The sequence below is a fragment of the Paenibacillus sp. strain BS8-2 genome (genome assembly GCF_054483835.1).
This window is the reverse complement of the sequence record NZ_CM137010.1, coordinates 5,672,634-5,687,090: the sequence shown is the minus strand read 5'-3', so window position 1 is coordinate 5,687,090 and position 14,457 is coordinate 5,672,634. Positions and strand designations below refer to the sequence as shown.

Below are 14,457 nucleotides of genomic sequence, written 5' to 3'. Positions count from 1 at the left end.
GCTACAAGTCGGGCGGATTGACCTTGGATCATAATAAATCCTTAAGATTGCCTTAACGATGCTGAAGTTTCGTGGTTTGAGATAGTTTTCCACCACCTGATGCGTTATAGTGAATGGCAAAGACCGATGTAATGAAACAGCTGTTGATAAGGGGATGAACCTCATGGAGAGACGCGTATTGATTGTAGACGATGAACGCGAAATCGCCGAGTTGATCGAAATATATTTGCGCAATGAAGGGTACCAAACAACGATCGCCGGAGATGGTGAGCAGGCGCTGGAGCTGTATGGCAAGGAGAGCTATGATCTTGTCATTCTGGATATTATGATGCCCCGAATGGACGGACTTGAAGTTTGCCGCAAGCTGCGAAAGGACCAGAATGTGCCAATACTGATGGTCAGCGCGAAGACACAGGATATGGACAAAATATTAGGACTCATGACCGGTGCGGATGATTACATGGCGAAGCCCTTCAACCCGATGGAGCTGGTTGCGCGTGTTCGCTCATTGCTTAGACGTTCTTACCAATACAGTAAGTCAGAGGAGGGCTCCTCTGGCCGTGATTCAAACAAGGAGATAAGGCTTGGGCAGCTCCGGATCGACAAGCTGAGTCATATTGCGGACGTAGAGGGCAGACCGCTGCAGCTCACGTCCACGGAGTTCGGCATTCTGTACCTGCTGGCAAGCCAGCCTGGCAGGGTTTTCAGCGCTGAGGATATTTTCCAGCAGGTGTGGAAGGAAAAATATTTTGAATCCAATAATACGGTCATGGTGCACATCAGCAAGCTGAGGGACAAGCTGGAGAAGGAGCTCGGCGAGAAGTTGATTGTAACGGTGTGGGGGGTTGGCTACAAAATTGAAGGATAACTTATCCTCGCGGTTAATGTGGCGCTCCTTGCTCAATCTGATTATAAGCGCTGTGCTCGCCTTGATTGGCTTGTCTCTCCTGTTCGCGGTCGCGTTCTTCCTGACGAGCAGATTTCCCGAGCTCGGCTTCATCCGGGCGGTGGGAGGTGCATTTCTTAACGGAACGGGAACGATCGGATTAGTATTCATGTGGGGCGTGTTGTTTTTGGGTGTCTTTATGCTGCTGCAATGGTGGATGTTCTCGCCGCTCAGCAAGGTCAACGATGCGGTCAGCGGCATCGCGGACGGCAAGCTGGAGCTCCATCATCAAATTCCCGTTCAATCTGGCGTGTTCGGGATATTGGCCGACAATGTCAACCGGCTGTCTCAGCGGCTCCAACTGGCGCTCGAAGAAGAACGTCGGGCGGAGCAGACCAAAAACGAGCTGATCACCAACGTGTCCCACGATCTTAGAACGCCGCTCACCTCGGTTGTCGGGTACTTGGGGCTGATCGAGCAAGACGGTTACCGTGATGAAGTGGAGCTTAGACATTACGTAAGTATCGCGTATGACAAATCGCAAAGGCTGCATGAATTGATAAACGACTTGTTCGAATATACACGCATGCGCCATGATACAATCGCGCTCAAGCTGACGCCGATCAATCTTGTAGAGCTGCTGGGTCAGCTATTGGTGCAATATCACGTACCGCTTAGCGAAGCGGGCATGGAGAGTCGGCTGAACAGAAGCGAGTCCGCCATCATGGTGCAGGCTGATACATCCAAGCTCGTTCGGGTGTTCGAAAATCTGATCTCAAATGCTATGTTGTATGGCAAAGACGGGAAACGGGTCGATATCGCGATAACGTCTACGTCAAGTACCGCCGAAGTGGAAGTCGTGAATTACGGAGAGGCGATACCAGCTGTTGACCTGCCGTATCTGTTCGATCGATTCTACCGGGTAGACAAAGCGAGGACACAATGGTCCGGAGGCTCCGGACTGGGATTAGCCATCGCAAAAAGCATTATCGAGAAACATGGCGGTACGATCGAGGTTGCCAGCAACTCGGAATATACCTCATTTCGTGTGACGCTGCCAAAGATTTAGCTCAAATTAAGAAATATTTATGATTCCGTTACAGTCTCTTTAAGGTTGTCTCCCTATACTGCTAAGTGTGGAGTGACAATGGAAGGAGATGTAACGACATCTTGGGATATCAATCAAAAGGAAGCAGCGGAGGACTATGGAAGCTCGTTGCAGTCGCAGTCGTTGCGGCTGCGGTTTATATGGGCTACCAACATATGGAGGATAAGGTTCAGGCAGGACGGATTGAACTGGAAGCAGAAGCAGCTATATTAATTGATGCCGAAACGGGAGATGTGCTATACGCCAAAAATGCAGAAATTCCGTTGCCGCCAGCAAGCATGTCCAAAATGATGACCGAAATCATTGTGCTGGACGAAATTCATGGAGGCACTTTGAACTGGCAGGATGAAGTGGTCGCCTCCAATTATGCTGCTCAAGTACCTGGCGCCGGCATGGGGCTGAATACAGGGGATGTTCTGACCATTCGCGAACTGTTCGACGCCATGACGGTCTATTCCGCGAATGATGCGGCAGTTGCGTTGGCAGAGCATATAGAAGGCACGGAAAGCAAGTTTGTGGCACGAATGAACGAACGTGGCGAGCGCATCGGATTAGCGATGGGGAACGTATCCGGATTCGGCAACGCCACGGGGCTAAGCCGTTCTGATCTTGTTGCATTTGACGAAGCGGCGACGGATAGAGACACTTTACTGACAGCAAAGGATACGGCAACGCTTGCGGGTTATTTGATAGGAAAATATCCTGAGGTTCTAGAAGTAACCAGCCGACACAGTGTGAAGGTGGCATCAATCGGTCAGTCGCTGGCAACAACGAACTGGATGCTTGAGGATCAGCCTTACGCTTACCCTGGCAATGACGGACTCAAGACAGGGTATACCCCGTCTGCGGGGTACTGCTTTACCGGTACGGCGAAACAAGGCGACAAGCGATTGATTTCTGTTGTGATGGGGACCGCTGATAAGGAATCCAGATTTACAGAAACTCAGAAGCTGTACGATCTAGGATTCGGGTCATCCAAAAAGTCGCTTCAGGCGGCTGGTGGGAAATAGTGGTTGTTAGTTATATGTCAATCCGAGTCTAATTCTACGGAATGGGCTCGGTTTTTGTGTTTATTATGCGGAATCTATGTTAGGAAAAGTGACATAAACAGATTTACTTCCCATAACATCCGATCTATAATAAAGGTAATTTTAGTCTGAGAGGTGATAGATTACATGCAACTTACGGATCGAGAGAAAGAAAAACTGTTGATAACGATAGCTGCAGATCTGGCAAGGCGCAGATTAGGTCGCGGTGTGAAGCTTAATTATCCGGAGAGTGTCGCGCTAATTACCTCTGAGGTCTTGGAAGGGGCGCGTGATGGGATGTCCGTTGCGCAGTTAATGGATTATGGCTCCAAGGTGCTGCGTAGGGATCAGGTCATGAATGGAATCGCCGAAATGCTGCATGAGGTTCAAGTCGAAGCGACGTTCCCGGACGGGACGAAGTTGGTTACGATACACCATCCTATTACTGGATAATCACTTAATAAGCTTCGTGTAGATATAAAGGGGGAGCGCGATTGATACCAGGCCAATATCGTACGATGCAAGGCGAAATTGAGTTGAATGCGGGACGGCGGAAGACTTCGCTAATTGTTGTCAATACAGGTGATCGACCTGTCCAAGTCGGGTCCCATTATCATTTCTTCGAAAGCAATCGCGCGTTAGCCTTTGATAGGGAAGCCGCGTTTGGCATGAGGCTTAATATCGCCGCGGGCACTGCCGTCCGATTTGAGCCCGGTGAAGAGAAGCCAGTATCGCTCGTTGCGCTTGGCGGCACCCAAACCTCTTATGGACTTAATGGTTTAAGCCAAGGCGTTGCTGAGGCTGGTAACATGCCAGAGGAAGTAAAGGTGCGTCTCGCGGCATGGAAGGGGGATAACCCTTGAGCAGGATGGATCGAAGCAGCTATGCTGCTATGTTTGGACCGACGACTGGAGATGCGGTGCGGCTGGCGGATACGGAGCTATGGGCGGTCGTCGAAAGGGATTATACCGTGTATGGAGACGAATGTAAGTTCGGAGGCGGCAAGGTCATCCGAGATGGTATGGGTCAATCCAGCGGAGCATTGCGCCACGAAGGCGTACTCGACACCATAATTACGAATGCACTTATTATCGACCACTGGGGAATCGTGAAAGCGGATATAGGTATTAAAGACGGGATGATCGTTGGCATTGGCAAAGGCGGGAACCCCGATATCATGGATGGTGTTGACGCTCAGATGATCGTAGGAGCCAGTACGGAAGTCATTGCGGGCGAAGGTAAAATTATTACCGCTGGCGGAGTCGACGCGCATATCCACTTTATCTGTCCGCAGCAGATCGATACGGCTTTATCCTCTGGTGTAACCACGATGATCGGAGGAGGTACGGGTCCGGCCACCGGGACGAATGCGACGACGGTTACACCTGGAGCCTGGCACATGCGCCGCATGTTAGAGGCGGCTGAAGCATTTCCGATGAATATCGGGTTTACGGGCAAAGGCAATTCGTCCAAGCTCGGTCCCCTTGTCGAACAGATCGAAGCAGGCGTTATCGGTCTCAAGCTGCATGAGGATTGGGGTACGACACCCGCAGCGATCGATACCTGCCTGCAGGCGGCAGATCAATACGACATCCAGGTGGCGATCCATACGGATACGCTTAACGAAGCGGGATTTGTAGAGGATACGCTTGCGGCAATCGGTGGGAGGACGATCCACACTTATCATACGGAAGGTGCGGGCGGTGGACATGCGCCGGATATTATCGTGGCGGCTGGACATCCCAACGTCCTTCCTTCCTCTACGAATCCTACCCGTCCCTACACGATCAATACGATCGAAGAGCATCTCGATATGTTGATGGTCTGTCATCATCTGGATAGCAGCATCCCTGAGGATGTAGCCTTCGCGGATTCGCGAATTCGTCCGGAGACCATTGCTGCAGAGGACATCCTGCATGACATGGGCGTATTCAGCATGATTAGCTCTGATTCGCAAGCCATGGGTCGCGTAGGTGAAGTCGTTATCCGTACTTGGCAGACCGCACACAAGATGAAGGAGCAACGTGGACCGCTTGAACCGGATACAGACGGGATGGATAACTTCCGGATTAAACGTTACATAGCCAAATATACGATTAACCCTGCCATTACCCATGGAATCTCCCATTTGGTCGGCTCTTTGGAGGTCGGTAAGCTGGCGGATTTGGCCATCTGGCAGCCCATGTTCTTCGGAGTGAAGCCGGATCTCGTGTTAAAAGGCGGATCCATCGCCTTCGCCCAGATGGGAGATCCCAACGCTTCCATTCCGACGCCACAGCCTGTGTTCGGCAGACCGATGTTTGCAGCATTCGGCAAGGCTGTATGCTCAAGCAGTGTGACCTTTGTGTCGCAAGCGGCATATGACCGGGGAATTGCGCAGGAGCTGGGATTGCAGAAACGTATCGAGCCGGTCAGAAATTGCCGTAACATAGGCAAAAAAGACATGATCCATAATAACGGCACGCCTGAGCTTGCCGTCGATCCCGAAACTTACAAGGTAACAGTAGACGGCGAACACATTACGTGTGAGCCTGCTACCGTGCTGCCAATGGCACAACGTTACTTTATGTTTTAGTCAGGAGAGAGGTGAGCAGGTGAACGAAGCAGCGCGTTGGTTAGCCATGCAGCAGCTTCTCGATTCGGCGTTGCCGATTGGAGGTTTCTCACATTCTTTCGGACTTGAGACGTTGGTGCAGAACGGACGAGTACGGACAATGGCAGATTTGTCTGCTTACGCCATCACGATGCTGCGTCAAAGCTGGGCGACGTCGGATTGTATGATCGTGAAAGCCGTATATCGGGATGCGCCAAGCCAGGATTGGGATCGGCTGTGGAACGTTGAGCGAATGGTCCATGTCCAGAGACTGTCATCCGAATCGAGAAGCGGCATGGAGAAGATGGGGCGTCGTCTGCTGCAGCTTGCCAAGAAGCTGTATCCCGATCTTGATTGGGTGGCTATCTCAGATGCTGTTGCGGCCGGTCGTTGCTCAGGCACGCATCCGCTCGTATTCGGATTCGTGTGTTATCGACTCGGCTTAAGTCGAGAGGCTACCATGACGGGATATCTTTATACGAGTATCGTACACTGCGTGAGCAGTGCACTTCGTCTGATGTCGATCGGACAGACAGAAGGACAGATGTTGATCGCTTCATTGACACCGCAAATCGAAGAAGCGCTCCAGCAAGCGATGGAGCTCGAGCCGGAAGATGCCTATTCCAATATGCCGATGGCCGAGCTGGGCATGATGGCACATGAGCAATTGTATTCCAGACTTTTTATGTCTTGATAGATGAATCAGCATGACTCATTACAGATCATACCTAAGGGGGAATTACGATGTGTCAAGGACAAGGGCATACGCATTCGCACGGTGGCTGGGAGAGCCCGGTAATCGAGCAAGGGAGACCGATACGAATTGGAATCGGCGGACCGGTAGGTTCTGGTAAGACCGCACTGGTGGAGAGAATAACAAGGGTGCTGCACGAGAAGTACAGTCTCGCGGTCATTACGAACGATATCTATACCAAGGAGGATGCTCGTATTCTGTTCCGAACCGGCGTGCTTCCCGAGGAGCGGATTATTGGCGTAGAGACTGGCGGTTGCCCGCATACAGCGATACGCGAGGACGCATCCATGAACTTTGAAGCAATCGAGGAGCTGGAGAAGAGATTCCAGCCACTGGAGTTGATCTTCATCGAGAGCGGCGGGGATAATTTAGCGGCAGCCTTCAGCCCGGAGCTGGTGGATCGATTCATCTATATCATTGACGTTGCCCAGGGCGAGAAAATTCCACGCAAAGGCGGTCCCGGCATCATGCGTTCCGATCTTCTGATCATTAACAAGATCGACCTCGCTCCACATGTCGGCGCAAGCCTAAAGGTAATGGAAGAGGACTCGCTTCGGATGCGGGGCGATCGTCCGTTTGTATTCTCCAATTTGAGGGGCGAAGATGGAATCGACGAAATCGTGGCATGGCTGGAGCATGAAATTGCCCATGCGCGCGGTCAAGATCACTCTCATATCATTCAACTAGATTCCTTCTCCTCGTCCCATAAGCATGGCTAATGGGGAGATACAACCATCGATCAGACCGATAACCGAAATCGGTCAATGCTCCGAGCTGCGAGCCACATTCAAGCGAGGCATACATAAGACGGAGATCGTGGATAAGTACCATACGGCTCCGGTTAAGATTGCCAAAGCGTTTGCCGTCCACAACCAGCTTGCCGTGATTGTCATGGATGTTTCGCCGGGCATGCTCGAAGGCGATCGTTACGAGATGGACTGGCATGCATGCGAAGGGACGCATGTCATGATTACGAATCAATCGTTCCTGAAGGTTCATCCGTGTGCGCTTGGCGGCTCAGCCTCGTTCAATCAACGGTTTGTTCTGGAAGAACATGCAGTTGTGGAGCATATGCCGGAGCCTGTTATGCTCTATCGTAACGCTGCATTCGCAGGCCGCACGACGGTCCAGCTTGCGTCCGGAGCGATCTGGATGCAGGCGGATGTCTTGTGTCCGGGACGCGGGCTTCGCGGCGAGAAATTCCTGTATCGGGAGTATGATAATCGTTTGACCGTCTATGCTGGAGAAGAACTCATCTACAACCAGCGGCAGTGGATCAAGCCGGAGAGCCAGCACTTGCAATCGCCGGGAGGTTGGGAGGAGATGACCCACTGGGCGTACTTCTTCGTTTTCTCGGATACCGTCAATGCTTCCTTTGTTGAGAAGCTTCAAGCGGTACTAGAACAATATCGCGGACCGGAATCGCACCCTGTGGAAGCTGCAGCATCAGCTACTTATAAATATGGCGTTGTTGTATCAGCATGCTCCACAGCAGCTTGGCCATTACAGGAACTGATGCGTCTCATATGGGCCAATATGCGCGAGCAGTTGCTTGGATTGCCTCCACTTCGCTTGTTGCAAGGGTAGACGTCCGTGGAGTACCTTCGAGGATAGCTTCTAGCTTCATAAAGCTTTATTTGTACTTGGATGAAAAACTTGCGATTTAGAATGAACGAGGTTATTATAGATTCATTAAGTCTTTGATTATTGCTGTTTGCATGCTCCGTAGGTGAGGATGCAATCTTTTTTGGGATAATCGCAGATATAATAGGTCTTTAATAGATTTTAAATAATGGAGGGATTGTCTATGTCTATCGACGTTGCAATAATCGGAGGAGGTCCAGCGGGACTAAACGCTGCGCTTGTATTGGGAAGATCAAGGAAAAATGTCATGGTTATCGATAACGACAAACCAAGAAACGGCGTGACGCATGCATCGCATGGTTTCATTACGAGAGATGGCATTACCCCAGCCGAGTTCAGACGTATCGGAATCGAAGAAGTACTTAAGTACCCAACGGTTCAGCATCTGAACGGCGAAGTGAGCGGCATTGCGAATAACGGTAATGGATTTGACGTTAAGATAGCTGCCGGAGATACTATCAATGCCAGAAGAGTGATATTGGCCGCAGGATTCCGCGAGGTGCTTCCCTCAATTGAAGGAATCAAAGAAATGTATGGCAAAAGTTTATTTGTATGTCCGTTCTGCGATGGATGGGAGTTACGTGACCAGCCGCTTGTTGTCATATCCGATCAGCCCGCCGTCTTCCACTCGGCGAAGTTGATGCTGAATTGGAGTCGGGATTTGCTTGTTTGCACAAATGGAGGAGATCCGTTGACCGCCGAGCAGCGCCGAATATTGGAGAGCAGGGGCGTTGTGATTGTAGATTCGCCTGTCATTCGTCTCGCCGGAGCAGATGGTAAGCTGGAGAACGTACATCTCGCAGACGGATCATCCTTGGCTCGCAGCGGAGGATTTGTTGCCCCAACTATGCTTCCTAACGCCGTATTCGGAGATACACTAGGATATAAGCTTGAGGCAAACGGTGGAATTGAGACGGATGCGTTCGGCAGAACAAGCATAGCTGGACTGTATGCAGCAGGAGATTCGGCATACGCGATGCCGTCCCAACTAATTTATGCCGCCGCGTCGGGCAGTAAGGCAGCGATGGCTGTCATGGCGGATATCTTGGAGGAGGAGTGGGGCAATATATAGTAGACAACAATCTGTTCGCTATCGTTGACGCGTTGGCGAAGGCAAGTCTATACTGATGACTAGATGGATGATAGACACATCAGGATAGGAGTGTCGCAATTGAGCGAAAACCAGAGAGATCGATATACGCTCATGAAAGAGCTGGATGATATATTCCGCGAAGTGCGCAAGCTGATCATCTCAGAATGGAATAAAAGCAACACGCACGGTCTTAATATGACACATGGGCGGATGTTGATTATTCTGTCGGAAGCAGGCTCCGTTCGTTCATCAGAGCTGGCGGAGAAGCTGTCCATTACGAATGGCGGTGTCACTGGGATTGCGGATCGGTTAATCGAGCTTGGATTCGTGAAACGTGAAAGAAGCGAACAGGATAGGCGAGCTGTTCAATTGATGCTGACCGAGGATGGCGAAACCGTCGTTGGCTCCATGATGAAAACACGTGAGCATGTCATGATGAAACTGTTCCATAACTTAAGCGAGGATGCCATGAAGGATGGAATACAGTTATTCCGCCAAATGAGCAGAAATATGACAGACGATGAGTTGTAAAACCGAGCTTCGGGGAGGTAGGCAATTGTTACAAAATATTGACGAAACAAAAGACGACACTTCCCCAATGGTTGATGTTCGTGTAGAATAAAGTAGAATTATGTCGAATAACTACGAACTGAATGCGGATTCCGAAAACGGACACGTGATTCGTACGGAATTCGCATTTTTGCTGCCCATAATTGAAAACAGAAGGAGAAAACAGTCATGAAGAAACATTTTGCTCTACTTTTGACGCTCGTGCTCGCAATTAGCGTCATTGCTGCTTGCGGCGGTAACAATAGTAACAAAGCCGGTAACGAAGGTTCTGCCAACGGCGGCGGGGATGATACAAAGAAAAAGCGAATCGCGCTTGTTCTGCCTGAACAAATTGGTGTCAATCCGTTCTTCGTACTGATGGATGAAGGCTTCAAACGCGCTGGCGAAGAATTTGGCGTAGAAGTGAAAACAATCGAATCGACCGATCCGGCTGGATTCGAACAGAATCTTCGCTCTACAGTAGCAGAAAATTATGACTTGATCATCACAGCTACGTTCCAAGCAGAAGATGCGCTGAATAAAGTGGCTGCCGAAAATCCGGACAAGACCTTTGCGATTATCGATACAGTGGTTGATCTGCCAAACGTTCGCAGTGTCGTATTCCGTGAGCAAGAAGCGGCGTTCCTTCTGGGAGCAGCTGCAGGTCTCTCGACCAAAACGAATATTGTTGGCGCGGTTGTAGCCATGGAAACACCGCTTCTGAGCAAATATACAAAAGGTTTCGAACAAGGTTTGAAGTACACGAATGAAAGTGCAAAGTTCCTCGTGAACTACGTAGGCAATTTCGAGGATTCGGCCAAAGGCAAGGAGCTTGCCGTAGCTCAGCATGCCGCAGGCGCGGACTTCATTGCGGGTATGGCTGCTGTAGGCGATCTCGGCGTGTTCGATGCAGCGAAGGAATTGAACTTCTTCGCTTCAGGCCAAGACGTTGACCGCACAGAGCTGGATCCGGAGCATATCGTATTGTCCCAGTTGAAAGGTACTGACGCCGTAGCATACGAAACGGTTAAAGCCTTCGTGGAAGATACGTTCGAATTCGGGGCTGCCGACTATGGCCTCAAGGAAGACGGCGTAGGTCTTACCTTTGTAACAAAAGAGAGCAAGTCGCCACTGAGCCCGTTCATCGGACAAGAAACGGTCGACAAAGTGAAAGTAATTGCCGAAGATATCATCTCGGGCAAGATCGAAGTCGTTAATCCTTTGGCACAATAGTTCAGAAACGATCGTTAACGATACCGGCTGCGCCTAGCAGCCGGTTTGCTTGTTGAAAGGAGAGACTTTATGCTGCTGCAAATGGAAGGCATTACGAAAAGCTACGGGAACGTAACCGCGAATCGGAACGTATCCTTTAATCTTCGAAAAGGCGAAATTCATGCGCTTGTCGGTGAGAACGGCGCGGGCAAAACAACGCTTATGCGTATTCTGTACGGCATGGAGATTCCGACTTCAGGCGATATCAAGGTGAACGGGAAGTCGGTACACTTCGGCAGTCCAACAGATGCGATCCGCAATGGGATTGGTATGGTGCACCAACATTTCATGCTGTTCCCTTCCTTCACGGTGGCTGAGAATATTGTGATCGGCAGGGAGCCTTCTCGAACGGTTGGTTTCGACCGCAAAGCGGCGGCTGAAGAAACGACTCGACTGGCGAAGCAGTTCGGCATGCCGGTGGATCCTTGGAAGCGAGTAGGGGATTGTTCGCCAGGTATCCAGCAACGCGTCGAGATTCTAAAGGTCCTGTATCAAGGCGCGGACATCATCATCCTAGACGAGCCGACAGGCGTATTGACACCATTGGAAGTGAAAGAACTCCTATTGGCGATCAAAGAGCTGGCACGGCAGGGGAAAAGTTTCATCTTGATTAGTCACAAGCTTGGAGAGATCATGGAAGTTTCTGATCGCATCACCGTTCTGCGCGACGGAGTCGTCACAGGAACGGTTCATGTTTCGGAAACGAACGAAGAGCAGCTGTCACAAATGATGGTTGGACGCGAGCTCGTGCAGCTAAGCCGAAAGGAAAAGGTTGTAGGAGATACGGTGCTTGACGCAATCGGGCTGACTGTCCACGGGAACAAGTCGAAGCCGCTCCTAAGCAATGTCAGCTTGTCCGTGAAAGCGGGAGAAATCGTGGGTATTGCAGGGATTTCGGGCAATGGACAGTCCGAGCTTCTGCAAGTATTAGCTGGATTAATGCCGCCGAACGACGGCACCGTCAAGCTTCTGGGGAAAGATGTAACAAGAGCGACGGTAGATGTGATCAGAGAAGCAGGTCTTGCGCATATCCCCGAAGATCGATACTTGTGGGGAGTCTCCAAGGATGCGGATGTGACCGAAAATGGCATCATGGGCCATACCAAGAAGCTATCCAAATCCGGAATTCTGCGGAGAGGAGAGGCGCGTGCCATGGTCGCGAAGTGGGTCGAACGATTCGGGATCAAGACGGGCTCGCTCGAGACGAAAGCTCAGCATCTCTCAGGAGGCAATTTGCAGAAATTGATCGTTGCAAGGGAGCTTGCGCAAGAGTCGCCATTCTTGATCGCGGCAGAACCGACTCGAGGCGTTGATGTTGGCGCCATGGAGATTATCCATACCGAGCTGCTCAAGAAACGAGATGGACAAGGCGCAATCTTGCTTGTATCCTCAGAGCTCACAGAGGTGCTTAAGCTCTCTGATCGCATTCTTGTGATGTATGAGGGACGGATTGTCGGAGAACTGGACGCGGCAGACGCGACGGAAGAAAAAATCAGTCTGCTGATGGCGGGAGGTAAGTCGGTTGGATAAGCTTATAAGATGGATCAAGCCGCTTCTGCAGCCTCTCCTTGCGCTTGCCGCGGGTCTCGCGATTGGCGCAATTGCCATTGCTATCGTTGGCGGGTCGATTACGGAGACCTACGCGGAAATGTGGAAAGGCGCATTCGGCAATTTTTATTTCATTACGAACACGTTAGCCCGCGCAACGCCGATTATATTGATCGGACTTGGTGTGGCGCTTGCGTTCCGGGCAGGCTTCTTTAATATGGGGTCCGAAGGTCAGATGGTATTAGGCGCCTTCAGCGCGGCCGTTACTGCGATCTATCTGCCTGGACCAGGTTGGTTGAAGGTAGTCGGAGCGCTCTTGGCAGGGATGCTTGCGGGCGGTATTTGGTCCACTTTCGCGGGCTGGTTGGACGCGAAATTCCGGATGAATCTGCTCATCACGACGCTGCTCTTGAATTATATCGCGATATATTTCGCTGGATATTTTGTCACGTATCCGCTTAAGGATACGAAAGGCTCCGCTGCAATGGCACAGACGGTCATGTTAGACAAAGCCAGCTGGCTGCCAAAGCTATTCCAGGGTTACAGTCTGCATGCCGGCTTCCTGCTTGCATTGTCAGGTACGATCCTACTGTACTTGTTCATGAAACATACCGTCAAAGGGTATGAGATTCGTATGCTCGGCGGCAATCCCTTATTCGCAAGCTATGGCGGCGTGCAACGCGGCAAGCTGATGCTCATGAGTATGTTCGTCAGCGGAGGTCTGGCAGGTCTAGCGGGTTCTGTCGAAGTGCTTGGCACGCAATACCGATACATCGATGGGGCGCTGACATCGCCAGGTTACGCATGGTCAGGCATTATGGCCACACTTCTTGCCGGCTCTAATCCAATCGGTACCGCAGTAGCCGCTATACTGATCGCAGCGCTGCAGACGGGCGGTATGGGCATGGAACGTAATACGGAAGTGCCCCTGGAAGTATCCAGCATCATTCAGGCGGTACTTATCCTGTTCGTATCGGCCAAATTGACTTATTCATTCATGAAACGGAAGAAAGCGGGGGCGAAGAATGGACCAGCTGTTTGATGCATCATTGTTCGCTTCGGCGCTTCGTATGCTGACGCCAATCCTTCTAGCCGCCCTTGGCGGAGCGATCTGCGCAAGAGTGGGCTTGTTTAACGTCGGTCTGGAAGGGCTGATGCTGATTGGCGCGTTCTCGGCAATCGTCGGCAACTATTTGACTGGCAGCATATTTGTTGCTCTGCTATTCGCGATTGGCTGTACACTTGTTTTCTCTATGCTGTTCGCGTTTATGAGCATACATTTGCAAGCGAACGTGATTGTTGTGGGTATTGCGCTTAATTTTCTTGCACTCGGTCTTACCACGTTCTCGCTTCGTGCCATCTTCGATGTGAAGGGCGCTTATTATGACAAAAACATGCTTGGTTTACCTAAGCTAGACATTCCGCTGATTCAGGATATTCCTTGGCTTGGCTACGTGCTATCGGGTCACTCGATCCTGGTCTATCTCTCGATCCTGATTGTTGCGGCGCTTCACTATTATTTGTTCAAAACGGTGTCAGGTTTCCGCTTGCTGGCTGCAGGAGAGAATCCAACAGCGGCACGAAGTCTCGGCATTAAGGTGACGCGTATTCAGTACGGAGCTGTGTTGCTCTGCGGAGCGTTATGCGGACTTGCTGGCGCTCAGTTATCGCTTGGCAATGTGACGATGTTTACCGAAGGGATGACAGCTGGTCGCGGATTCATTGCACTGGTTGCGACGATGCTTGGTCAATCCAATCCTCTGGGCGTAGCGGCTGCAAGCTTGTTGTTTGGTTTCATGGAGTCGCTGAGCATTAGGCTTCAAGGATTTGCGATGCCGACTCATTTCACCTTAATGGTGCCGTATGTCGTAACGATTCTGGCTATGTTATTCTTTAAAGACAAAGGATATATGCAGGAAGCGCGCAAATCGAGCGGAAGCTCGCGTTAATAAGCGAATAACCCGAATCAGATTTCCCGAAGG

Annotated in this window: 15 protein-coding genes; all 15 read left to right on the top strand. The window is 50.9% G+C overall.

Translation table 11 applies throughout. The features are described from left to right. Nucleotides 1-163: 163 nt before the first annotated feature. The 15 genes from ACX1C1_RS24585 (at nucleotide 164) to ACX1C1_RS24515 (ending at nucleotide 14,424) form a co-directional block, all read left to right on the top strand. Nucleotides 164-868, top strand: coding sequence for a response regulator transcription factor (locus ACX1C1_RS24585; protein WP_458954744.1), 705 nt, complete (start codon nucleotides 164-166; stop codon nucleotides 866-868). Continuing rightward, complete coding sequence (locus ACX1C1_RS24580) at nucleotides 846-1,955, top strand: sensor histidine kinase (protein ID WP_458954743.1); 1,110 nt, start codon at nucleotides 846-848, stop codon at nucleotides 1,953-1,955. Before ACX1C1_RS24585 ends, ACX1C1_RS24580 begins: the two co-directional genes overlap by 23 nt. 101 nt (nucleotides 1,956-2,056) lie before the next feature. Continuing rightward, on the top strand, nucleotides 2,057-3,004 hold the full coding sequence (locus tag ACX1C1_RS24575; protein ID WP_458954742.1) for a D-alanyl-D-alanine carboxypeptidase family protein: 948 nt from the start codon (nucleotides 2,057-2,059) through the stop codon (nucleotides 3,002-3,004). A gap of 165 nt (nucleotides 3,005-3,169) precedes the next feature. Continuing rightward, nucleotides 3,170-3,475, top strand: a complete 306-nt coding sequence (locus ACX1C1_RS24570) for an urease subunit gamma (protein WP_458954741.1) — start codon at nucleotides 3,170-3,172, stop codon at nucleotides 3,473-3,475. A gap of 41 nt (nucleotides 3,476-3,516) precedes the next feature. Beyond that, on the top strand, nucleotides 3,517-3,885 hold the full coding sequence (locus ACX1C1_RS24565) for an urease subunit beta (protein ID WP_458954740.1): 369 nt from the start codon (nucleotides 3,517-3,519) through the stop codon (nucleotides 3,883-3,885). Beyond that, on the top strand, nucleotides 3,882-5,597 hold the full coding sequence (gene ureC, locus ACX1C1_RS24560; protein ID WP_458954739.1) for an urease subunit alpha: 1,716 nt from the start codon (nucleotides 3,882-3,884) through the stop codon (nucleotides 5,595-5,597). Before ACX1C1_RS24565 ends, ureC begins: the two co-directional genes overlap by 4 nt. Before the next feature lie 19 nt (nucleotides 5,598-5,616). Continuing rightward, nucleotides 5,617-6,309, top strand: a complete 693-nt coding sequence (locus ACX1C1_RS24555) for an urease accessory protein UreF (protein ID WP_458954738.1) — start codon at nucleotides 5,617-5,619, stop codon at nucleotides 6,307-6,309. 50 nt (nucleotides 6,310-6,359) lie between these two features. Then, a complete protein-coding gene (gene ureG, locus ACX1C1_RS24550) occupies nucleotides 6,360-7,088 on the top strand; it encodes an urease accessory protein UreG (protein WP_458954737.1) in 729 nt (242 codons plus the stop codon). A 97-nt stretch (nucleotides 7,089-7,185) separates the two neighbouring features. Continuing rightward, nucleotides 7,186-7,956, top strand: coding sequence for an urease accessory protein UreD (locus tag ACX1C1_RS24545; protein WP_458954736.1), 771 nt, complete (start codon nucleotides 7,186-7,188; stop codon nucleotides 7,954-7,956). A 220-nt stretch (nucleotides 7,957-8,176) separates the two neighbouring features. Beyond that, the gene (locus tag ACX1C1_RS24540) at nucleotides 8,177-9,085 is read left to right on the top strand and encodes an NAD(P)/FAD-dependent oxidoreductase (protein ID WP_458954735.1); all 909 of its coding nucleotides are present in this window, start codon (nucleotides 8,177-8,179) and stop codon (nucleotides 9,083-9,085) included. 99 nt (nucleotides 9,086-9,184) lie between these two features. Next, nucleotides 9,185-9,637 (top strand): MarR family winged helix-turn-helix transcriptional regulator, encoded by a 453-nt coding sequence (locus ACX1C1_RS24535; RefSeq protein WP_458954734.1) that lies wholly within the window; start codon nucleotides 9,185-9,187, stop codon nucleotides 9,635-9,637. Nucleotides 9,638-9,844: 207 nt separating this feature from the next. Further along, nucleotides 9,845-10,888, top strand: coding sequence for a BMP family lipoprotein (locus tag ACX1C1_RS24530; RefSeq protein ID WP_458954733.1), 1,044 nt, complete (start codon nucleotides 9,845-9,847; stop codon nucleotides 10,886-10,888). A 69-nt stretch (nucleotides 10,889-10,957) separates the two neighbouring features. Beyond that, the gene (locus tag ACX1C1_RS24525; RefSeq protein ID WP_458954732.1) at nucleotides 10,958-12,457 is read left to right on the top strand and encodes an ABC transporter ATP-binding protein; all 1,500 of its coding nucleotides are present in this window, start codon (nucleotides 10,958-10,960) and stop codon (nucleotides 12,455-12,457) included. Next, on the top strand, nucleotides 12,450-13,517 hold the full coding sequence (locus tag ACX1C1_RS24520; RefSeq protein ID WP_458954731.1) for an ABC transporter permease: 1,068 nt from the start codon (nucleotides 12,450-12,452) through the stop codon (nucleotides 13,515-13,517). Before ACX1C1_RS24525 ends, ACX1C1_RS24520 begins: the two co-directional genes overlap by 8 nt. Further along, on the top strand, nucleotides 13,501-14,424 hold the full coding sequence (locus tag ACX1C1_RS24515; protein WP_458954730.1) for an ABC transporter permease: 924 nt from the start codon (nucleotides 13,501-13,503) through the stop codon (nucleotides 14,422-14,424). Before ACX1C1_RS24520 ends, ACX1C1_RS24515 begins: the two co-directional genes overlap by 17 nt. Nucleotides 14,425-14,457: the final 33 nt, after the last annotated feature.